Origin of the sequence: Bradyrhizobium roseum, from assembly GCF_030413175.1 — a bacterium.
Taxonomy (GTDB): Bacteria; Pseudomonadota; Alphaproteobacteria; order Rhizobiales; family Xanthobacteraceae; genus Bradyrhizobium; species Bradyrhizobium roseum.
This window is the reverse complement of the sequence record NZ_CP129212.1, coordinates 2,888,033-2,907,234: the sequence shown is the minus strand read 5'-3', so window position 1 is coordinate 2,907,234 and position 19,202 is coordinate 2,888,033. Positions and strand designations below refer to the sequence as shown.

Annotated in this window: 19 protein-coding genes; 11 read left to right on the top strand and 8 right to left on the bottom strand. The window is 64.1% G+C overall.

Translation table 11 applies throughout. From position 1 onward, the window contains the following. Positions 1-79 precede the first annotated feature (79 nt). Entirely contained in the window at positions 80-262 is a 183-nt protein-coding gene (locus QUH67_RS13735) for a hypothetical protein (protein WP_300947214.1), read from the top strand. A gap of 206 nt (positions 263-468) precedes the next feature. Here the strand turns inward: QUH67_RS13735 and QUH67_RS13730 are convergent, their stop codons facing one another. Next, positions 469-900 (bottom strand): hypothetical protein, encoded by a 432-nt coding sequence (locus QUH67_RS13730; protein WP_300947213.1) that lies wholly within the window; start codon positions 898-900, stop codon positions 469-471. Positions 901-1,156: 256 nt separating this feature from the next. Here QUH67_RS13730 and QUH67_RS13725 point away from each other — a divergent pair, with 256 nt between their 5' ends. The 3 genes from QUH67_RS13725 to QUH67_RS13715 all read left to right on the top strand — a co-directional run bounded on the left by QUH67_RS13725 (position 1,157) and on the right by QUH67_RS13715 (position 4,293). Next, positions 1,157-1,885, top strand: a complete 729-nt coding sequence (locus QUH67_RS13725) for a DUF4908 domain-containing protein (RefSeq protein ID WP_300947212.1) — start codon at positions 1,157-1,159, stop codon at positions 1,883-1,885. Between the two features lie 158 nt (positions 1,886-2,043). Beyond that, entirely contained in the window at positions 2,044-2,478 is a 435-nt protein-coding gene (locus QUH67_RS13720) for a hypothetical protein (protein WP_300947211.1), read from the top strand. Positions 2,479-2,661: 183 nt separating this feature from the next. Further along, the gene (locus tag QUH67_RS13715) at positions 2,662-4,293 is read left to right on the top strand and encodes a caspase family protein (RefSeq protein ID WP_300947210.1); all 1,632 of its coding nucleotides are present in this window, start codon (positions 2,662-2,664) and stop codon (positions 4,291-4,293) included. 117 nt (positions 4,294-4,410) lie between these two features. Here QUH67_RS13715 and QUH67_RS13710 read toward each other — a convergent pair whose 3' ends face one another. From QUH67_RS13710 to QUH67_RS13695, 4 genes are all read right to left on the bottom strand, one after another. Further along, the gene (locus tag QUH67_RS13710) at positions 4,411-4,728 is read right to left on the bottom strand and encodes a hypothetical protein (protein WP_300947209.1); all 318 of its coding nucleotides are present in this window, start codon (positions 4,726-4,728) and stop codon (positions 4,411-4,413) included. Between the two features lie 214 nt (positions 4,729-4,942). Continuing rightward, a complete protein-coding gene (locus QUH67_RS13705) occupies positions 4,943-5,677 on the bottom strand; it encodes an anti-sigma factor (RefSeq protein WP_300947207.1) in 735 nt (244 codons plus the stop codon). A gap of 25 nt (positions 5,678-5,702) precedes the next feature. Then, a complete protein-coding gene (locus tag QUH67_RS13700) occupies positions 5,703-6,917 on the bottom strand; it encodes a sigma-70 family RNA polymerase sigma factor (RefSeq protein ID WP_300947206.1) in 1,215 nt (404 codons plus the stop codon). Positions 6,918-7,279: 362 nt separating this feature from the next. Then, entirely contained in the window at positions 7,280-8,155 is an 876-nt protein-coding gene (locus QUH67_RS13695; RefSeq protein ID WP_300947205.1) for an AraC family transcriptional regulator, read from the bottom strand. 153 nt (positions 8,156-8,308) lie between these two features. Between QUH67_RS13695 and QUH67_RS13690 the strand changes: the two genes are divergently transcribed. The 7 genes from QUH67_RS13690 (at position 8,309) to QUH67_RS13660 (ending at position 16,509) form a co-directional block, all read left to right on the top strand. Next, a complete protein-coding gene (locus QUH67_RS13690; RefSeq protein ID WP_300947204.1) occupies positions 8,309-9,886 on the top strand; it encodes an ABC transporter substrate-binding protein in 1,578 nt (525 codons plus the stop codon). Further along, positions 9,883-10,884, top strand: a complete 1,002-nt coding sequence (locus QUH67_RS13685) for an ABC transporter permease (RefSeq protein WP_300947203.1) — start codon at positions 9,883-9,885, stop codon at positions 10,882-10,884. The genes QUH67_RS13690 and QUH67_RS13685 overlap by 4 nt, the downstream gene beginning before the upstream one ends. After that, positions 10,884-11,717: an ABC transporter permease gene (locus QUH67_RS13680; protein WP_300947202.1), complete on the top strand. Its 834-nt coding sequence runs from the start codon at positions 10,884-10,886 to the stop codon at positions 11,715-11,717. The genes QUH67_RS13685 and QUH67_RS13680 overlap by 1 nt, the downstream gene beginning before the upstream one ends. After that, on the top strand, positions 11,714-13,384 hold the full coding sequence (locus tag QUH67_RS13675; protein ID WP_300947201.1) for a dipeptide ABC transporter ATP-binding protein: 1,671 nt from the start codon (positions 11,714-11,716) through the stop codon (positions 13,382-13,384). The genes QUH67_RS13680 and QUH67_RS13675 overlap by 4 nt, the downstream gene beginning before the upstream one ends. Positions 13,385-13,476: 92 nt before the next feature. Then, on the top strand, positions 13,477-14,769 hold the full coding sequence (locus QUH67_RS13670; protein ID WP_300948036.1) for an ArgE/DapE family deacylase: 1,293 nt from the start codon (positions 13,477-13,479) through the stop codon (positions 14,767-14,769). A gap of 18 nt (positions 14,770-14,787) precedes the next feature. Beyond that, positions 14,788-15,423, top strand: coding sequence for a pyridoxamine 5'-phosphate oxidase family protein (locus QUH67_RS13665; RefSeq protein ID WP_300947200.1), 636 nt, complete (start codon positions 14,788-14,790; stop codon positions 15,421-15,423). Between the two features lie 108 nt (positions 15,424-15,531). After that, positions 15,532-16,509 carry a Bug family tripartite tricarboxylate transporter substrate binding protein gene (locus tag QUH67_RS13660; protein WP_300947199.1) on the top strand — a complete coding sequence of 326 codons (978 nt, stop codon included), beginning with the start codon at positions 15,532-15,534 and terminating at the stop codon, positions 16,507-16,509. A gap of 46 nt (positions 16,510-16,555) precedes the next feature. Here the strand turns inward: QUH67_RS13660 and QUH67_RS13655 are convergent, their stop codons facing one another. Genes QUH67_RS13655 through QUH67_RS13645 form a run of 3 tightly spaced genes read right to left on the bottom strand, consistent with a single transcriptional unit; the run spans position 16,556 to position 19,176 of the window. Beyond that, complete coding sequence (locus QUH67_RS13655) at positions 16,556-17,389, bottom strand: N-acyl homoserine lactonase family protein (protein ID WP_300947198.1); 834 nt, start codon at positions 17,387-17,389, stop codon at positions 16,556-16,558. A gap of 17 nt (positions 17,390-17,406) precedes the next feature. Then, positions 17,407-17,784 (bottom strand): carboxymuconolactone decarboxylase family protein, encoded by a 378-nt coding sequence (locus QUH67_RS13650; RefSeq protein WP_300947197.1) that lies wholly within the window; start codon positions 17,782-17,784, stop codon positions 17,407-17,409. Positions 17,785-17,832: 48 nt separating this feature from the next. Then, the gene (locus QUH67_RS13645; protein ID WP_300947196.1) at positions 17,833-19,176 is read right to left on the bottom strand and encodes an MmgE/PrpD family protein; all 1,344 of its coding nucleotides are present in this window, start codon (positions 19,174-19,176) and stop codon (positions 17,833-17,835) included. Between the last annotated feature and the right edge of the window lie 26 nt (positions 19,177-19,202).

The window sequence follows — 19,202 nt, the reverse complement described above, 5'->3', positions numbered from 1 at the left end:
CCTGCCATCGGCATTTGCCTGTGGCGGGAACCGCAACATTGGCATCTTATCAGCACGGCTGCCTTCATGGAGGCCGGCAATGACAAAAGACTTCATCGCAATTTGCGCCGCCACGCTCACGATCGGCGTCGGGATGTGGGGCCTGCGCGGCCATCCGCCTGGCGCGAGCCCGCAGACAACAGAAACCCTGCGTCTCCTCGCCGATGATCCCGCATTGAAAATTGCGTCCGAGCGAAGTCCGTATATGCGAAACGAGCGCTGAGCGGCAGGCCGTTGCCGAGGTGGGCGTCCATATACTCGGCATCATCCGGAACTAGCCGGCGATATCTTTATGCGAAGCCCATCCTCCATGCCTCGGAAGCTGCCGCCGCGCCCGCGCGTCGCCGGACGACATCGCGAACCTCATGCTCGTCAATGCGTCAAAGGTTGTGAGACGAACTGCTTCGCTACCAGGCAGACTCCAGGCGCTTACAAATTATTCTGCAGATACTCGAATACGTAATCGGCGTCGTTGCTCGAATTGAAATTGACCTCGTACTCGACCGCGCTGTCCTTCAAGATGACCGTGCGCTGCGGTCCGAAGCTGCAGGTCAGGCTCTTGATCTTCTGCTGGACGGCCTCTTTCCCGGCCTTGGACTCACAGACGCGTCGCATGGCTTCGAGCGCCGCGCTGCAATAGCCATAGGCGCTGTAGGTCTTCCGGTCCTCAGGCGCCGGCGGTCTCGACCAGTCGAACTTCGCTGTGAGAGCGTTGCCGCAGCGCTCGTTGGTGAAGGTCACCTCTCCCGCGAGATGCTTCTCCTGCTCCGCGAAATATTCCTTGTCCTTCAGCGTTTGCGCGACCGCGACCGAGGAGATGATCAAGAGCGCGACAAGGGCGCCGCCGACGTGAAAATTCATGGCGAATGACTCCGAATTGGATGTTCGTATGCACATCCCGCATGCACTGACGTGTCCGGCCACTGTGGCGAACCTAGGGATAGACGGACAGCGGCGGCCATTTTCCCGCGGCCGCCTTCCGAAAATATTCTCGACAACAATGCGCCGCGTTCAGCATGCGCGCAGGCCGCAAAACCTCCGCATTTGCTTCCCATTTCTCGCCGCGCCCATCAGGACACCGCATTCCGCGGCTTGTCGCGATGCCGTGAGGTCTGCAATGTCCGGACGTTTCCGCGCGATCGTCGGCGGCGCCATTCTCGGTTTGATCGTCAACCATGCCGCCCTTGCCGCCGAGACCGGCCCCCCGCTTCGCATCGGGCACTACAGCACCGGCAACGGACTGGTCGGCTTTGTGATCGACCGCATGGGCACGCCGATCAAGCTGCGCTTCGACGGCTCCGACGAAATCCTGGCCCTGACCACGGAGCCCGCGCCCTACAATTCGGTGACGCTCAAGCGCGACGACGGCGTCTCGGTTCTCAGGATCTACGAAACTGGCCGCATCCTGATATTCAGCGACAAGTTATCTGGCGGCTCGGCGGATGCCATTCGCGACCAGGACGCCGCGCCGCTCGCCGTCAAGAAGGCGACCAAAGAGCAGGCCGAGAGCGCGGCCGATTCGCTCGGGCGCAAGCTGGAGCGCGCGGGCGCGCCTGACCTCAAGGTCTCGCTCGAAGCGCCCGGCCTGGCGGCCGAGGCTGCCGAATGGTCCGGCCTGGCGGACGCGGTCGCCGTCACCGGGATAACGCTGACCGAAATGCTCACCTCGCCGATCGCCCGCGAGGTCATCGCGGCGAAACTGCGGCACGTCGTCATCCGCGCCGCCGACCAGTCCGGCATCCGCCTCGACGGCGACAGGCTGATCGTGGAGATCGACGCCGGCGAGGCCATCACCGGCCGGCCGTCCTCGACGCGGCTGAAATCCGCCATCGGAGATCTTTTGTAACCAACTCAATTCCGAAGCGCGTTTTGATTGCAGGCCGGCGCGCAGAAAACTGCCCGGCCGTCCGTCCTTCTATCGTGATGTGGTGTCGGCGGCCGCGGGCCGTCTCGAAGTATCACAGCAACACGGTGCAATATGTTGTCAAGAAAGAGAGGATTCCCATGTCAGGTCTGATCACTGGTCTGATTTTGCTCGCACTCGGCGCGCTGGCGGCCGCTTCGAGCATCGTTGCGAGGCGTCCGGACGCGCAGGCGTATATCGACAAGATGGTGCCTTACCAGGGATGGTTCGGATTCATCACCTGCCTGTGGGGCGCCTGGATCATCATCAATGCGATCATCAACCTGAACTGGTTCACCTATGTGCCGGTCTGGTGGCTGACCTACCTCGCGACAGGCGTCATCAATGCGACGCTCGGCCTGCTACTCGGCTATGCCCTGCTGACGAAGTTCATATTCAGCCACAATGACAGCGCCGCGCAGCGCGGCGAGCAGATCAGGGTCGCCATCGTCCCTTATCAGACCATGCTCGGCTATGCCGCGATCGTTCTCGGCGTATGGACGATCGTTGCCACGTTTCTCTATCGCATCGCCTAGGGCGAGATCGGAAACCACACCCATCGGGCCCTGCCCCGATGGGTACACCGATGTTTCAGAAAAGCCATATTCGACAGCAGACTGGAGCGCGATGACGCGCCATTGCGGACGCACCCTGCCCCTGCCGCTTGCTGAAAAGCCGGCCCCTCCATGATTTCCCCCAGCGGATCGACGAGAGCATCCATGTTGAGAATAAGTTCATGCCTCGCGATCCTGGCGCTGGGCGTCACGTTAGGCTTCGCCACGGCCGCCCACGCGGAAAAGCGCGTCGCCCTCCTGATCGGCAACAACGCCTATCAGAACGTCGGGCGGCTGCAGACCGCCGTCAACGACGCGCGCGCGGTCGGCGCTGCGCTGCGCGGGCTGGGCTTCTCGGTGATCATCGCCGAGAACCAGTCGCGGCGCGCCATGAGCGAGGCCCTGCTCGCCTTCGACAAGGCGATCGAGCCGGGCGATATCGCGCTGTTCTTCTTCGCCGGCCACGGTTTTGAGATCCGCGGACAGAACTATTTGCTGCCGACCGACATCCCGGAGGTGCGCGAGGGGCAGGAGGAATTGATCCGCGATTCCGCATTTCCAGCCAGTCGGGTCATCGACCGGCTGCAGGAACGCGGCGCCCGCACCGCCGTGCTCGTGCTCGACGCCTGCCGCAACAACCCGTTCGACCGGGCGGGCGGGCGCGGCATCAGGGGCAGCGGCGGACTCGCCGCGATGACGCCCGCCGAGGGCGTGTTCATCATGTTCTCCGCCGGCTCCAAGCAGGTCGCGCTCGACCGGCTCTCCAACGCGGACAAAGCCTCGAACTCCGTGTTCACGCGAAACTTCATCCGCCGGCTGGCCGAGCCGGACCTGACGCTGGTGCAGATCGCCAAGCGTATGCAAATCGACGTGCGGCAAATGGCGGCGAGCGCCGGCAGCGACCAGACGCCGGCCTATTACGACCAGGTTGTCGGCGAGATCGTTCTCAACCCGAGCGGACGCATCAAGCCCGTGGACCCAGCGCCAGCGGCAACCGCGGCCCTGCTCGGCGATGTCGACAAGCGCGCCACGGAGGCCCTGCCGGCGCCTTCGACCGATCCCGTGTTCGCGGAGCTAGACGCGTTGGCAGCTGCAAAGAGCTGGAGCGAACTCCGCGGCCAGCTGACGAATGTAAAACCGACGGCGCGCGACGCACACTGGGCTTCACTGGCCGAACAGGCCGCGATCGGCGAACTGACGCCGCTGGCCACGTCGGCGCGCCCGTTCGGCGATCGGCTCGCAGCGCTCGATCACTATACCACGACGTTTCAGGTCTTGAGCGAGAACCCGAAATTCCAGACCGTGCGCGCGTCGATCGGCCTGTCGGCATTCGGCGACTGCCTCGAGCAGGCGTACGGAACAACGCTCGCCGACTGCCGCCGGGGACTAGAGGATTTCGTGCGCGCGACGCCCAATAGCGTCGGCACGGCGCGCGCCGACCTCGCGCGCGATGCCGCCCGCCTCATCGGACGCAAGCTCAACCGCTCGGCCGCCGCGCCGTTTTTCGCCATAGCGATCGAAGCACCGGCCAACACGGATGCCGCGGTCTGCACCGACCCGGACCTTTCGACCGCCGTCATTGCCGCCCTCGGCAGGCCGCCCGACTGGAATGAGGCGAAGGCGGCGGGCGCGCTGACCGAAGCCTGCTGGAAAACCCTCGGCCCTTCGGTCGTGGCCCAGGTCGCGCGCGAGACTGGCGACAGCTACTACCTTGGCAACACCTGCCCGATACTGCTGAAGCGCGATGCCTTGACGGGATTGCGTGAGGCGCGTTGCCGGGAGATTACGTCACGATAGGCCGCGCCATCGGGGCGCACGATTTCTGAAATGCGGCATTCACCCACCGGACCGTAGTCCGATGGGCTTTTCCGGATCATGCTTCAGCTGAATGAATGCAGGTTCTTCGCGGCTACTTCAGAACGAGCAGCCGAAACTTTGCAGCGAGGCCTTGATCGCGTCCATCGTCTGCTTGCACGACCCTTCCATGGTCGCCTTCGCGGATGGATTTTTTGCCATATCGACCCACATCTTCCGCGTCTGGTCGAGCTGCGCCTTGTAGGTCGCACGCTGCGCCTCGGGAAGTTTCGACGTGACGCAGGTATCGTATTTCTGCAGGAAATCGTCGCAGGCAGCTACCCCGGTGCTCTGCGCGCGCGCAGTCCCGGTCATGGCGATCACGAACAAAGCCGCGGCCGTCAGATGCACGACAAGCAGCGCCTTACGCGTGCTCAAGCGCGATCCGACCACGGCCTTCGTCATTGTATAACGCATTATCTCTTGCTCCTTACAGGGTGAGTGCTTGTGTGGCACACTGGAGCAGACGGACAGGATTTCAGTTTTGGCAGGTCGCCAACTATTTCTGATCTGAAGTCGCTTCCGCCGCTCTCGTGCCCAAACCGCCCTCGCAACGCACTGCGGCAAGAACCACTTTCGTTTGAACTGCGGATCAGTTCGATCGCGCCGGAGCGGCGCGCTCCGGCTGGCCGGCTCCCGGCGGCTTCGGCCGGCATCGATCATCATTTTCGGCCGACGTTTCGCTCCGACGCTCGGCTCCCGGTGTGGGTGTGTCGTTCGCGTCGACGCACGACTGCGCATCTTTTTTCCGGGTCGGACTGGGTGGAGCCACCGCGATCCCGCGGCCGAATGTGTCACCTGATCCGCCCTGCTCGACCGCGGTCGTCCGGCCGCCGACCACGTTCCAGACCGTCGGCACCGCCGTAACGACCAGGATCGCGAGCGCAAATCCGGGCCACACAAGCGTGCGCCGATACCAGGAGGCGGGCGCAATCGTCGCCGCCGAAACGGAGGGCCGGTCCTGCGCCGGCTCGGCAAGCATGCTGGCGGCCCGCCCCATCAAGCCCGCCGGGACTGTCGCCGGCTGCGCCTGGATATCATCGAGCAATGCCACCGCGGCAGACAGCTCCGCGCGGGACGCCGGATCGTTCACCAGTCTTGCGACAACGGCATCCCACTCCGCTCGCGGCAGAGAACCGTCGAGAAACGCGGCGATTTGTGCGTTGTCGATCTCGCTCCATTGAGCTGAAACGGAAGAAGGCTCCAAGCCCTCCGAAACGGCCTGCGATAGATGCGCGCGAAGCAGCTCAAGCATCTGGCGCCGGGCCGAACGGCCGTCGTCCTCGTCCGGCACAGACGCCGATTCCTGACTGAGGCGTTCGATCATCGGGTGAGGGTCCCAGTACCCATGTCTAGACGGACATATCGGAGTTTTTTTGCGTTTGTAGCGTAATTTCTTTCAACCACTTTTGGCTACGCTGCTTCAAACGATAGACTTCCTCGACCGGACAGCCCATCAGCTTGGCAACGCCGCGTGCCGGCAATGGCTCATTCGCCGAAAACAGGATCTGAAGGTATAATCGTTCGTCGGTCGGGAGCTTCTCCGCCGCCGCGTTGACGGCAGCGACGAACGCCGAGCGACGCTGTTCTTCCTCGAAGAGGAGCAAATAGTCCTCAGGCGTCGGCGACGACTCTGAAATTGAAAGGGCGCCGCCTTCCCCAAGCAGCATATCCAGCGAGATGGCCTCGGTGGCGGGGGGCGCGCGTTCCAGCCTCACCATATTTGCAAGTCGCGCGACCGATCCGGCGATCTCAGCGATCGTGGGATGTTGTTCCAGCCTGCCGCGCAAGGCTTCGGCAAGGCGAACGGCGTCCTGCGGACATCCCTCCCACACCACGGCTGCATAGATCGCCTGGTCGAGCGGCGCCGACCTCGCGACCAACGCCGGCAGGCGCCGTCGCGGCAGTTCCCGGCGCACGAGATCGATTAGGATACGATCGACCACGGTCAGGATATAGCCGGTGAAGCTGCCGCGGCCTCCGTAGGCGCGAATGCGGCGAAAATCATCCTCGATCAGCTTGAGGCATACCTCTTGATAGGCGTCCTCCCGACTGGCCCTGCCGAGTTTGCTCGGCCATTGCCTGCCAATGCGGCTTCGAATGTCGGTCTCGAAGTAACGTGAAAATCGCTGCCATGCCTCATGCGGAGCCCTGCTGAATTGTCCCGCCAGTTGGTCGGCGAGAACATCGCGAACGACGAGCGACAAATACGTCGTAAGCCGGGAGCGGCCGTCGAAGCCGCGCAGCCGCGCGTAATCTTCAGCCTTCAGCGAAGCGACGATGTGAAGGAACGCGGCTTCCCCATCCGCACCATCGCCGACCAGTTTGACGACGATCGACCACAGGGCCGTCGAGACGTGTTCGAGAAATCGGTTGGCCGCCCCCGCCTCGCCGGAGAGAACGGCATTGACGAGCGTGCGTTCGAAGTTAGCACCGGGCAGCGGCGCCGTCTGCGTTTCCGACGCGACCGGCTTTTCGGCGGCCGCATCGCCATCAGCGTCGCTGTCGCGCGGCTTGGCCTTTTTCGGAATCAATGGATTCAGGACCAGCAGGCTGCGCGACCACATGACTTTCCCCTGACAAACAGCCGATCCATGACAGTCGAACGGTCAGAGACTGCGGTCTTCCCGAGTCGGCCACTTTCGCCGCCAAACACGGTTTTGTCGCAGAACAACTGGTGCGCCAATCGGGCGAGATTATGAATTGCGCCATGCAGCGAGCGCCGCAATTGCATCATTACCATGCGCAATTCAGCGCCTGAGCGAGTCTCTGCCCGGCAAGCGATATCTCTCGTTGTGCCCGCCCTGACATCGCAACAATTACGCCACAACCAGGCGCCCGCAAATGCCGCGAGCCGCATTGCATCGATGGCCTAGTCTACGCATCGGTTGAAATTGCGCGGATACTCGCTCAACTGCCGGTCTGACGGTTATCGCAGCACGACCTCGGTCTCGGTCCAGCGCAGATAGCGGCGTGGCGCGGCGCCAAGTTCGCGGCGGAACATCGCCGTGAAGGCGCTCGGGCTCTCATAGCCGACATCGAGCGCAACGTTGGTGACGGACTCGCCTGCACCGAGGCGGGCGAGCGCTTCCAGCAACCGGACGCGCTGGCGCCAGGCCGAAAAGCTTTGGCCGGTTTCGCGGCGGAACATCCGCGTCAACGTGCGCCGGCTGATGCCGCTGCGGTCGGCCCAATCGTCGAGCGTAAGGTCTGCACTGGTGTCGGCGATGACGGCCTCGCAAATCCTGGCGAGCCTTGGATCCTGCGGGATCGGCACGTGCAGCAATATCTCGGGCATGCGGGCGATCTCGCCGAGCAGGAGATCGACCAACCGTCCGTCGCGCCCCCCCTCGTCGTAATCTACCGGCATCCGGACCGTCTCGTCCATCAATGCGTCAAGCAGCGACGACGTGCGGATCAGCCGGCAGGTCGCCGGGTAGCTCGGCACCCGGTCCGGCTCAACATAGATGGTCTGGACATCAGCGTCGCCCCAGGCGCGCGACTGATGCACAACGCCTGCGGGAATCCACAGGCCATGGCCCGGCGGAATGACGAAATTGCCGCGCTCGGTCATCATCGAGGTGACACCGGTGGTCTGCAGGATGAACTGGCCGCGCCGGTGCGCATGCCGCGTGCTCATGCTCTCGGACGGGTAAGTCGCCGCCATCGCCACGACGGGCCGCTTCTGGGTCTGCAAATGTCCGGCATAGGTGGCCGCGGCCTGCGGCCCGCACCGCTTATGGCAAAGGCGTTCGAAACTGGCGTCGGCGGCTGGCGTCGCAGGTACTCTTACGTTGATATTCATCTGAACTCTGGATCGGAGGTGCCTGTTCTTCTCATGGCCTTATGCATCTTCCGGGCCACTTGGCCCGATCGCGATGATCGCTGTCCCCTTCCCTGTAGCACGGAACCCGCGCCTCGGTCACGATACGCCATCCGAAACCGAAGGGGTTGGTCCATGAACAGGCGCGAATTCACTGCTGCGATGCTGGCTGCGGGTGCGGCCATCCCGCTCGGCATCACCAGGGCGGCCGGTCAGACCAGGGGCGGCACGCTCAACACCATCATCCAGCCCGAACCGCCGATCCTCGTCACGGCGTTCAACCAGCAGCAGCCGACGCTGACGCTCGGTGGCAAGATCTACGAGAGCCTTTTGAAATACGGCGCCGACCTGAAGCCGATGCCGGGCCTGGCGCAATCCTGGGAAATTTCGCCCGACGGCCTGACCTATACGTTCAAGCTGTTCCCGGGGATCACCTTCCACGATGGCAAGCCGATGACGTCGGAGGACGTGGTGTTCAGCTGCATGAAGGTGCTGACGGAAACCCATCCGCGCGCGCGGCAGAACTTTGCCCGCGTCGCATCGGCCGAGGCGCCCGACCCGCTGACGGTCGTCTTCAAGCTGAAGCAGCCTTTTGCGCCGTTCCTCGGCTGCTTCGACTGCACCTCGGCGCCGATCGTGCCCAAGCACATCTACGAGGGCACGGAATTCCGCAAGAACCCGATGAACGACAAGGCGATCGGCACCGGCCCGTTCAAGCTGAAGGAATGGGTGCGCGGCTCGCATGTGCATCTCGTCCGTCACGACGGCTACTACCGCAAGGACGAGCCCTATCTCGACGAGATCGTCTACCGTATCATCCCGGACGGCGCCTCGCGCGCGCTGGCGCTCGAGAACGGTACCGTGCAACTCGTGCAATGGTCCGACATCGAGTTCTTCGATGTCCAGCGCTTCAAGTCACAGAAGAATCTCGAATTCACCACCAAGGGTTATGAGTATTTCGCGCCGCATCAGTGGCTCGAGATGAACAACCGCATAGCTCCCATGAATGACAAGCGCTTCCGGCAGGCGATCATGCACCTGATCGACCGCGAAGCGATGAACAAGCGGATCTATTTCGGCAACGCCAAGATCGCTACCGGTCCGATCTCGTCGAAGACCCGTTTCTATGACGGCAAGGTCAAGCGCTACGAATTTTCGGTTGAAAAGGCCACCAAGCTGCTCGACGAGATGGGCCTGAAGCCCGGCGCCAACGGCAAGCGGGCCGAGATCAAGTACCTGGTACCACCCTATGGCGAGGTCTATCAGCGCGCCGGCGAATTCTTCCGCCAGAGTTTTTCCAAGGCCGGCATTGATCTGGTTCTGGTCGGCACCGACATGGCCGGCTGGGCCGAGAAGGTCGGCAACTGGGACTACGAGATGACCCAGAACCTGCTCTATCAGCTCGGCGATCCCGCGCTCGGCGTCGCCCGAACCTATATCTCGTCGAACATCAAGAAGGGCATTCTGTTCTCGAACACCCAGGGCTATTCCAACCCCGAGGTCGACAAGCTGTTCGAAGAAGCCGCCGTCGCGCTCGACGAGGCCAAGCGGCAGGAACTCTATTCCAAGGTCCAGCAGATCCTCGTCGAGGACGTGCCGGTCGCCTGGACGCTGGAGCTCGAATACCCGATCATCTACGACAAGGCGTTCAAGAACATCGTGACAACGGGGATCGGCTCACACGAGACCTTCGGCGCGGTCTACAAATCGTGACGGGGACCAGGAGCGCCGCGCGGATCGCGCTCTTGATCGTCACGTGGGTGGCGCGGCTCGTCGCCGTGATCCTTGTCATCGCCACCTTCAACTTCGTGCTGGTCCGCGCAGCACCGGGCGATCCGGCCATGGTGATGGCCGGGCAGTCGGGCGGCGCTGACCCGAAGATCCTCGACGATCTGCGCAAGGAATACGGGCTCGATAAGCCGTATCTGGTGCAACTCGCCAGCCATCTCGGGCGCGTGCTTACGCTGGACCTCGGCTATTCCTATCGCCAGCGCCGGCCGGTCCTCGACCTCATCCTGGAGCGGCTGCCGGCGACGCTGCTGCTCACGCTCACCGCGTTCTGCCTCGCGCTGCTGATCGGCACGACGCTCGGCGCGCTGGCGGGGCTGGCAGCCGGCAGCATCGTCGACACGCTGTTCACCGTGCTATCGCTGCTGCTCTACGCCACGCCGGTCTTCTGGCTGGGGCTGATGCTCGTGCTCGTCTTCTCGGTGACGCTCGGCTGGTTGCCGCCATTCGGATACGAGACGATCAACGCGAAGATGACGTCGATCGAGCGCGTACTCGATATCGCCAAACACATGATCATGCCGGTCATGTCGCTTGCCGCGATCTATCTCGCGATCTACGCCCGCCTGATGCGCTCCTCGATCATCGAGGTATCGCACCAGGATTTCATCAAGACGGCGCGGGCCAAGGGGCTCGCCCCGGCTCGGATCGTCGTCGGCCACATGCTGCGCAACGCGCTGGTGCCGGTGGTGACGGTGGCCGGCATGCAGGCGGGCGCGCTCGTCGGCGGCGCGGTGGTGATCGAGACCGTGTTCGCCTGGCCGGGCCTCGGCCGGCTCACCTTCGAGGCCGTGCTGCAGCGCGACTATCCGGTGCTGCTCGGCATCTTCCTGATCTTGTCGATCATTGTCATCGCGCTCAACCTCGTGACCGACCTGATCTACCGCCTGATCGATCCCCGCATGACGACGGAAGCCGCCTGATGGACGCCCTCAGAGCCTTCTTGCGGCACCCGAGCGGAATGGCGGGACTCGTCCTGTTGATCATCGTGCTGGTCGTTGCGATCACGGCGCCCTGGGTCTTCCCGGTCTCGCCGTGGGAAATGAGCGGCACGCCCTTTGCGCCGCCCGGCGAGGACGGCATGTGGCTCGGCGGCGATACGCTCGGCCGCGACGTCGCGGCGGGCGTGGCCCACGGCGCGCGCGTCTCGCTGCTGATCGGCGTTGCGTCCGCACTGGCCGCCATGACGATCGGCGTCGTGATCGGCGCTATCTCCGGCTATTTCGGCGGCAAGGTCGATCTGGTGCTGATGCGGGTGACGGAGATGTTCCAGACCGTTCCCGCCTTCATCCTGGCGATCCTGCTGGTTGCGACCTTCAGCCCTTCGCTGCTCACCATCATCCTCACCATCGGCGCAGTGAGCTGGCCGCCGCTGGCACGGCTGACGCGCGCCGAATTCCTGAAACTGCGCGGGCGCGAGTTCGTCGAGGCCGCCTTGTGCCAGGGTGAGAGCACGGCCCGCATCGTGCTCGGTCACATCCTGCCGAACGCGATCTCGCCGATTCTGGTCGTGGTATCGCTGACGGTGGCGACGGCGATCCTGCTGGAAAGCGCCCTCTCCTTCATGGGACTTGGCGATCCCAACCTGATGTCCTGGGGTTTCATGATCGGCGCCGGGCGCACCGTGATACGGCAGGCCTGGTGGATGAGCGTCTTTCCCGGCCTCGCGATCCTGTTCACCGTGCTTGCGATCAACTTGTTCGGTGAAGGACTGTCTGACGTGCTCAACCCGCGAATCTCAAGGCGGCGGGCATGACGGACAAAGGCATGCAGCCCTCCCCATCCGTGCTCTCCGTCGAAAATCTCTCCATCGCGCTGCCCGAGGGCGGCGACCGGCCGTTCGCGGTCGAGCAGGTCTCGTTCGCGATCCAGCGCAACGAAGTCGTCTGCCTGGTCGGCGAATCCGGCTCGGGCAAATCGATGATCGCCCATGCGATCCTCTCGCTGTTGCCGAAGGGCGTCGACATCGTATCCGGCGCCGTGAAGGTTGCAGGGCATGATACGGCCAAGCTCGACCGCCGCGCGCTGCGCCGGCTGCGCGGTGGCGAGGCTGCCATGATATTTCAGGAACCGCTGTCGTCGCTCAATCCATTGAAGCGCGTCGGCGAACAGATCGAGGAGACAATCCTCACGCATCAGAGCCCGGCACCGTCCACCGCCGAGATCAAGGCCCGGGTGCTGGAGCTCCTGACCCAGGTTGGACTGCCGAACCCGCCGCAGCTCGCCAACAGCTATCCGTTCGAACTCTCCGGCGGCCAGCGCCAGCGCGTCATGATTGCGATGGCAATGTCGAACCAGCCCGCGCTGCTGATTGCGGACGAGCCGACGACGGCGCTCGACGTCACCACCCAGCGCCAGATCCTGCGTCTGATCGACGATCTCCGGCGCGACCGCGGCATGGGCGTGCTGCTGATCACCCATGATTTCGGCGTCGTGGCCGACGTCGCCGATCGCGTCGTCGTGCTGCGCCACGGCAAGGTGGTCGAGCACGGCACCGTCGAGGAAGTGCTGCGCCACCCGCGCGAGGCCTATACGCGCGAACTGATCGATGCGGTACCTAAAGCGCGGGTAAAACATCGGGAGACCGCCGCGCAGACCGCGCCGCTGCTCGACATCGTGGACCTGCGCAAGACCTTTCGCGTCAAGCGCGGCTGGTTTCAGCCGCCGCGCGAAGTGGTCGCCGCCGACGGCATCTCGCTGACGCTGCACGAGGGCGAAACGCTGGCTGTTGTCGGCGAATCCGGTTCCGGCAAATCGACGCTGGGCCGCATGGTGATGCGGCTGACGGAGCCGGATTCCGGCGCGATCCGGCTCGGCAACGAGGACCTGCGGCAGTTGCACGGCGAGGCGCTGCGGCTGGCGCGTCGCGGGCTGCAGATCATCTTTCAGGACCCGTTTTCCAGCCTCGATCCGCGCCAGAAAGTCGGCGATGCCGTGGCGCGTGGCCCGATGGCCTACGGCACCCCGCGCACGGAGGCGATGGCGCAGGCGCGGCAATTGCTGGCCCGTGTCGGGCTGACACCTTCGGCCGCGGATCGCTATCCGCACGAATTCTCCGGCGGCCAGCGCCAGCGCATCTGTATTGCCCGCGCGCTCGCGCTGCGGCCGAAAGTGCTGATCGCCGACGAGGCGGTATCAGCGCTCGACGTGTCGGTCCAGGCGCAGGTGCTGGCACTGCTCGCCGAGCTGCGGCGCGAGATGCGGCTGGCGATGATCTTCATCACGCACGACCTGCGCATCGCCGCCGAAATCGCCGACCGCGTGATCGTGCTGCAGCATGGCCGCATCGTCGAAGAAGGCCCGACCTCGGCCGTGTTTACCAACCCGCGTGAGGCCTATACGCGCGACCTGCTTGACGCGATCCCGGGGCGGCGTTTCTTCGATCAGCCGGGCTTTGCGCAGAAACACGAGGCGCTGGCATGACGCGGACGCTCCGCATAAGCTTGGCGCGCTCCGCCGGTCGCACTTCCGTTAGAAAACCCCGCAAGGATTGATCCGTGCCGCAAAGCAACATCATGCCCCTTCCCGCCGGCGCCCGCGAGCGCATCGAAGCCGCGGTCGATGCCGCCTTCGAAGCGCAGCTGGCGACCACGATCGCCTTCTCGGCAATCCCCAGCACGCGCAGCCAGGAAGCGCCGTGCCAGGACATGATGGCGCGGCTGCTGCGCGAGCGCGGCTACGAGGTCGACGACTGGATCATCAACCAGGACGACCTCAAGGACCTGCCGGGCTACGGCCCGGTCGAGACCGATTTTACGCGCGCCCGCACCGTGGTCGGCACCTATCGGCCCGCCGAGGAAACCGGGCGCTCGCTGATCCTGCAGGGCCATTGCGACGTCGTGCCCGCCGGCCCGCTCGACATGTGGAAATATCCGCCGTTCAAGCCCACCGTCGAGGATGGCTGGCTCTATGGCCGCGGCGCCGGCGACATGAAGTCCGGCACCATCGCCGCACTTTATGCACTCGATGCGCTGAAGGCCGCGGGACTGAAGCCGAAGGGCCGTATCCACCTGCAGTCGGTGATCGAGGAGGAAAGCACCGGGGTCGGCGCGCTCTCCACGCTGCAGCGCGGCTATCGCGCCGATGCCTGCCTGATCCCGGAGCCGACCGACGGCAAGCTAATGCGCGCCCAGGTCGGCGTGATCTGGTTCCGCCTCAAGGTGAAGGGCGTGCCGGTTCACGTCGCGCGCGCCGGCACCGGCTCAAATGCGATCAAGGCGGCCTATCATCTGGTCCAGGCGATCGAAGGGCTGGAGGCCGAGTGGAACGAGCGCGCCAAATCGCATCGCTATTTCGGCAAGCTCAACCATCCCCTCAATTTCAACCCCGGCATCATCAAGGGCGGCGATTGGGCTTCCAGCGTTCCAGCCTGGTGCGACGTCGATTGCCGTATCGGCATTTTGCCGGGCTGGAAGATCCCCGACTGCCAGGCCGAGATCACAGCCTGCGTCGAGAAGGCCGCCAAAACCCATCCGTTCCTCGCCGACAACCCGCCAGAAGTCGTGTGGTCCGGCTTCCTGTCGCCGGGCTATGAGGTGACCGGCGCGCAGGACAGCGAGGCGGTGCTCGCGGCGGCGTATGAGCAGATTTTCGGAAGCCAACTCGAGGAAGCGAGTTTCACCGGCCTCACCGACACGCGGTTCTACGGGCTCGATTACGACGTGCCGGCGTTCTGCTTCGGTGCGACAATGGAAGGCGCCCACGGCTTCAATGAGCGCGTCGATATCGAATCCGTCAAGAAGGTCACCAAGACGCTGGCGCTGTTCATCGCCGGCTGGTGCGGGGTCGAGGAAACGCAATCACAATAACGACAAGGGAGGCTTGCGATGGAAGGCAGCGGTGCGGGCGGAAAGCCCCTGGTGCAGACGCCGAACGATCTGCGTGCGCATTTCGGACAGATCAACCCGCTCGCCGAAAAGAAGGTGCTGCACCATCTCGACAAGTTCTGTCGCGACTTCATCGCCCTCTCCCCGTTCCTGGTGCTCGCGTCGAGCGACGGCAAGGGCAATGCCGATGCGAGCCCGCGCGGTGACGGGCCGGGCTTCGTCGCCGTGCTCGACGAGAAGACGCTGTTGATTCCGGACCGGCGCGGCAACAACCGGGTCGATACGTTCGGCAACATCCTGGCCTCACCCGGCGTTGGTCTGATCTTTCTGGTGCCGGGTATCAACGAGACGCTGCGTATCAACGGCCGGGCCGAGATCACCCAGGATCCGGCGCTGCTGACGCCGCTCGCGGTGCAGAACGTCACCCCGGTCATCGGCCTCAAGGTGACCGTCGACGAATGCTATTTCCATTGCGGCAAGGCGTTGATGCGCTCGAAACTTTGGAATCCCGCGGCGCAGGTCGAGCGCCACAGCTTTCCGACGCTGGGCCGCATCATCTCCGAGCAGACCGCGGCGGTGTCGGTAGACGACGCCGAAAAGACCATGGAGGAAGCTTACCGGACGCGGCTGTACTGAGCCGCACTTCCCCGACGAAAGTCCCTGCCAGCTCTGCACCAAACCGGCTTGTCTGCCGCCCGAACCTGCCTATGGTTGGAGAAAACAACAAAGGGAGGGAGAGCGCAGTTGGCCAAGCAGTGGATCGCGGCAGGCATATTTCTGGCGTTGGCCGGAACGAATGGCGTACATGCGCAGGATTATCCGACGCGGACGGCGACGGTCATCGTTCCCTTTGCGGCCGGCGGCCCGGCCGACATTACCGGGAGGATCGTCGCCGACATCTTCTCCCGCTACCTCGGCCAGAAGTTCGTGGTGGAGAATGTCGTCGGCGCCGGCGGAACCACAGGGGCGATCCGCGCGGCCCGCGCGCCGGCGGATGGATATACCATCCTGTCCGGACATCTTGGCACCAATGCGCTGGCGCCGGCGTTCTATCCGAACCTCGCCTACGATCCGCAAAAGGATTTTGCGCCGGTCGGCCTGACCGCCGAATATCCGGAAGTGCTGGCCGTCCGAAAGGAATTCCCGGCCAACAATCTCAAGGAATTCGTCGCCTATGCCAAGGCCAATCCGGAAAAGCTCAATGTCGGACACGCCGGCCTCGGCTCGGTCTCCTATATCGGTTGCCTCTTGCTGCATTCGGCGCTCGGCATCAAGCCGACGATGATTCCCTTCACCGGCACCGCCCCGGTGCTAAATGCTATGCTGGCGGGCCAGGTCGATTATGAATGCGATCCCGTGCTGGGCACGCTGAGCCAGGTCCAGGCCGGCAACATCAAGGCCCTGGCGGTCGCCGCCAAGAAGCGCAGTCCATTGTTACCTGATGTGCCGACGTCCCACGAGCAAGGCCTGCCCGAATTCGACATCGCGCCGTTCTACGCCGTGTTCGTGCCGACCGGCACGCCGCAGCCGATCGTCGACAAGCTCGTCGACGCGCTGAACAGAGGCCTCAACGAGGACGCGGTGAAGAAGCGGCTGGCAGAACTCGGCGCCGAGAGCGCGGAACAGGACCGTCGCGGACCCAAGGCGCTGACCGAGCTGATCAAGGCCGAGACCGCACGGCTGATGCCTATCCTGAAGGCGGCGGCGGAGAAGGAGAAATAGACGCTGCGGAAGCGGTCCCCTCGCCGAGCACGGGGACCGCAATTCGCTAATGCCCCCGCGAGAAATCCGCGCGCACTGGCGCGGACCCCGACGGCGGCACGTCAAGGCGGACCGCGATGCCCTCGAACGCCGGGCTGGGCGCGGGATAGAGCTTCATCACCAGCGGGTCATGGCCCGGCACGATATGGCTCTCGTCCGGAGCCAGCGCGATTAATTTATCAAAACCCTCGAGCATCTCCCCGATATGCAGCGCCGTCGTGAATGGCCGTTCGCTCGCCATGTTCTCGTAGAAATGGCTGACATCGGAGGCGAGCACGACAAAGCCGCGGCGGGTCCGGACGCGTACGAATTGCAGTCCGGCCGAATGGCCGCCGGCCGCATGGATCGTCAGGCCGGGCGCCAGTTCGGCATCGCCGTTGTAGAACATCACGCGGCGCGCATAATTCAGCCGCACCAGTCCGCAGATATCCTCGACCTCGAAGGAATGCGACAGTCTCGGATACCGCATGTAACGGCCCGTGGCGTAGGCCATTTCGCGCTCCTGGAGATGGAAACGCGCCTTCGGAAAGCGGTCGAAATTCCCGGCGTGGTCGTAATGCAGATGGGTCAGGATCACGTCCTCGACCGCATTTACATCGATGTCGAACGCGCCAAGCGTCTCGACCGGACAACGCAGAAACGTGCGGCTTCGCTTCTTTGAGACTTCCGCATTGAAGCCGGTGTCGATGACAAAGGTGCGCCCGCCGCCCCTCGCCACCCACATAAAATAGTCCATCGGCATCGGCCCGTCATGCGGGTCGCCGCCGATGAAATGATCGCTGCGCCGCGCCTCGCGGGTCGCATAGCGGATGGCGAAGAGTTCGTATTCCGGCTCGGCCATGCGACTGCCTGTTCGCGCTACTTCGATTCGGCTTCGTTGAGCGCCTCGCGCGCGTTGCGGAACGCGTCGATGCCGGCCGGTACGCCGCAATAGACCGCCACCTGCAGCAGGATCTCCTTGATTTCTTCCTTGGTGACGCCGTTCTTCAGCGCGCCCTTGACGTGCAGTTTCAATTCGTGGGGCCGGTTCAGTGCGCCGAGCATGGCCAGGTTGACGATGCTGCGGGTGCGCCGGTCCATGCCCGGCCGGGTCCACAACGCGCCCCAGCAGAATTCTGTGGACCACTCCGCCATGGTCCGGGTGAATTCGTCGGCTCCAGCGATCGACTTGTTGACGTAGTCTTCACCGAGCACTTCCTTGCGGACCTTCAATCCCTTGTCGAACAACTCGCTCATCTTCGGTTCCTTTCGTTTGTTTTAGCAGTGTTTTCAGGACGGCGAACTTTAGCCGTGCGACTTCATCAGGTTCGATACGTCAGCAAGCGTGTCAAGCCGCCAGACATGGTCGATGACACGGTCGGCGTCCCAATCGGCTCCACCCAGCCGTGCACCATCGCGCAGTTTCGCCTCGATGTCGCGGTCCGACAGCGGATCGGCAAGGCTGCCTTTCGCATCCATCACGATCTCCTCGAACGCTTCACCCGAATGGAGCCGGACGATGAGCCGCGCGACGCCATCCGGAAGCGAAGCGTCAAGCGCGGCCGTCACCTTCTGGCGCAAGGATACGATGTCGGGCCGAAACACGGTGGCTTCAGCGAATTCGGGCACGCCGGCCGCACCCAGCAGCAGCGCGATAGCCGCGCAGTGATGAATGCTGACCCGGGCGTCGCGCTCGTTGCGAACCGGCCGGTCGCCCCGCGCCAGCAGCAGCGCTGAGCCCTGCACCGTGATGGATTCGATATCGTCGATCCGCCGCTTCAGTTTCGTCCGCAACTTGAAGCAGGCGTCGATCACCGCATGAAACACGATGCCCGCCGGATAGGGCTTGTAGGTATTTTTCGCGATCTCCCAGCTCTTGCCGAGGCCTCCCGTCAGTCGCGCCATGTCGGGCTCGTCGCCCATGGCGCGGGCCCAGCCGAGCGGCCCTTCAATGGCCCGGGGCGAGGCGGAATAGCCTTCCGCCGCCAGCAAGGCTGCGAACAGGCCGTTGCGCGCCGCGTTGCCGACGCTGACATTCTTGGCGGCGCTGGGAAGATTTTCGACGATGCCGGCCGACTGGCTGGCGGCGATCCCGATCGCATTCGAGATCTGGTCCGCCGGCAATTCCAGCAGTTTCGCGCAGGCCACCGCCGCGCCGAACACGCCGCAGGTCGAGGTGATGTGCCAGCCGCGTGCATAATGCAGTGGAGACACCGCATTGCCGACGCGGCATTCGATCTCGACGCCGAGAATGAATGCCGTCAGCACGGCGCGCCCGGAAAACCCGCGCGCCTGCGCCAATGCCAGCACTGGTGCGGCGACCGGGGCCGCCGGATGGATGATGGTGTCCGGATGGGTGTCGTCGAAATCGAGCAGGTTGGCCGATACCGCGTTGAGGAACGATGCGCCCATCGCATCGAGCCGCTCGGGGCGGCCGATCACCGCTGACGTCGCGGCGCCGCTGAACGGCAGCAGCGTACGCAACGCGGCGGTGACGGCCGGATCGTTTGCCGACCCCAGCGCGGTCGCGAAAAAGTTCAGGATCGAGCGTTTCGCTTCGTGTTCTTGCGCGGCGACATCCGCCCACGCCGTGCCGGCGACGAAATCGGCGAATGTCGTGCCGGCGCCTTGCGCTTCAACTTGCCGCACTGAGCGAATTCCTCGGGACCCTGTTT

Bases quoted from the DNA above. Each gene is read 5' to 3' on its own strand.
- QUH67_RS13720 (WP_300947211.1), top strand. From the start codon at position 2,044: ATGTCAGGTCTGATCACTGGTCTGATTTTGCTCGCACTCGGCGCGCTG.
- QUH67_RS13705 (WP_300947207.1), bottom strand. From the start codon at position 5,677: ATGATCGAACGCCTCAGTCAGGAATCGGCGTCTGTGCCGGACGAGGAC.
- QUH67_RS13695 (WP_300947205.1), bottom strand. From the start codon at position 8,155: ATGAATATCAACGTAAGAGTACCTGCGACGCCAGCCGCCGACGCCAGT.
- QUH67_RS13680 (WP_300947202.1), top strand. From the start codon at position 10,884: ATGGACGCCCTCAGAGCCTTCTTGCGGCACCCGAGCGGAATGGCGGGA.
- QUH67_RS13655 (WP_300947198.1), bottom strand. From the start codon at position 17,389: ATGGCCGAGCCGGAATACGAACTCTTCGCCATCCGCTATGCGACCCGC.
- QUH67_RS13725 (WP_300947212.1), top strand. From the start codon at position 1,157: ATGTCCGGACGTTTCCGCGCGATCGTCGGCGGCGCCATTCTCGGTTTG.
- QUH67_RS13735 (WP_300947214.1), top strand. From the start codon at position 80: ATGACAAAAGACTTCATCGCAATTTGCGCCGCCACGCTCACGATCGGC.
- QUH67_RS13730 (WP_300947213.1), bottom strand. From the start codon at position 900: ATGAATTTTCACGTCGGCGGCGCCCTTGTCGCGCTCTTGATCATCTCC.
- QUH67_RS13715 (WP_300947210.1), top strand. From the start codon at position 2,662: ATGTTGAGAATAAGTTCATGCCTCGCGATCCTGGCGCTGGGCGTCACG.
- QUH67_RS13670 (WP_300948036.1), top strand. From the start codon at position 13,477: ATGCCCCTTCCCGCCGGCGCCCGCGAGCGCATCGAAGCCGCGGTCGAT.
- QUH67_RS13690 (WP_300947204.1), top strand. From the start codon at position 8,309: ATGAACAGGCGCGAATTCACTGCTGCGATGCTGGCTGCGGGTGCGGCC.
- QUH67_RS13700 (WP_300947206.1), bottom strand. From the start codon at position 6,917: ATGTGGTCGCGCAGCCTGCTGGTCCTGAATCCATTGATTCCGAAAAAG.
- QUH67_RS13665 (WP_300947200.1), top strand. From the start codon at position 14,788: ATGGAAGGCAGCGGTGCGGGCGGAAAGCCCCTGGTGCAGACGCCGAAC.
- QUH67_RS13650 (WP_300947197.1), bottom strand. From the start codon at position 17,784: ATGAGCGAGTTGTTCGACAAGGGATTGAAGGTCCGCAAGGAAGTGCTC.
- QUH67_RS13675 (WP_300947201.1), top strand. From the start codon at position 11,714: ATGACGGACAAAGGCATGCAGCCCTCCCCATCCGTGCTCTCCGTCGAA.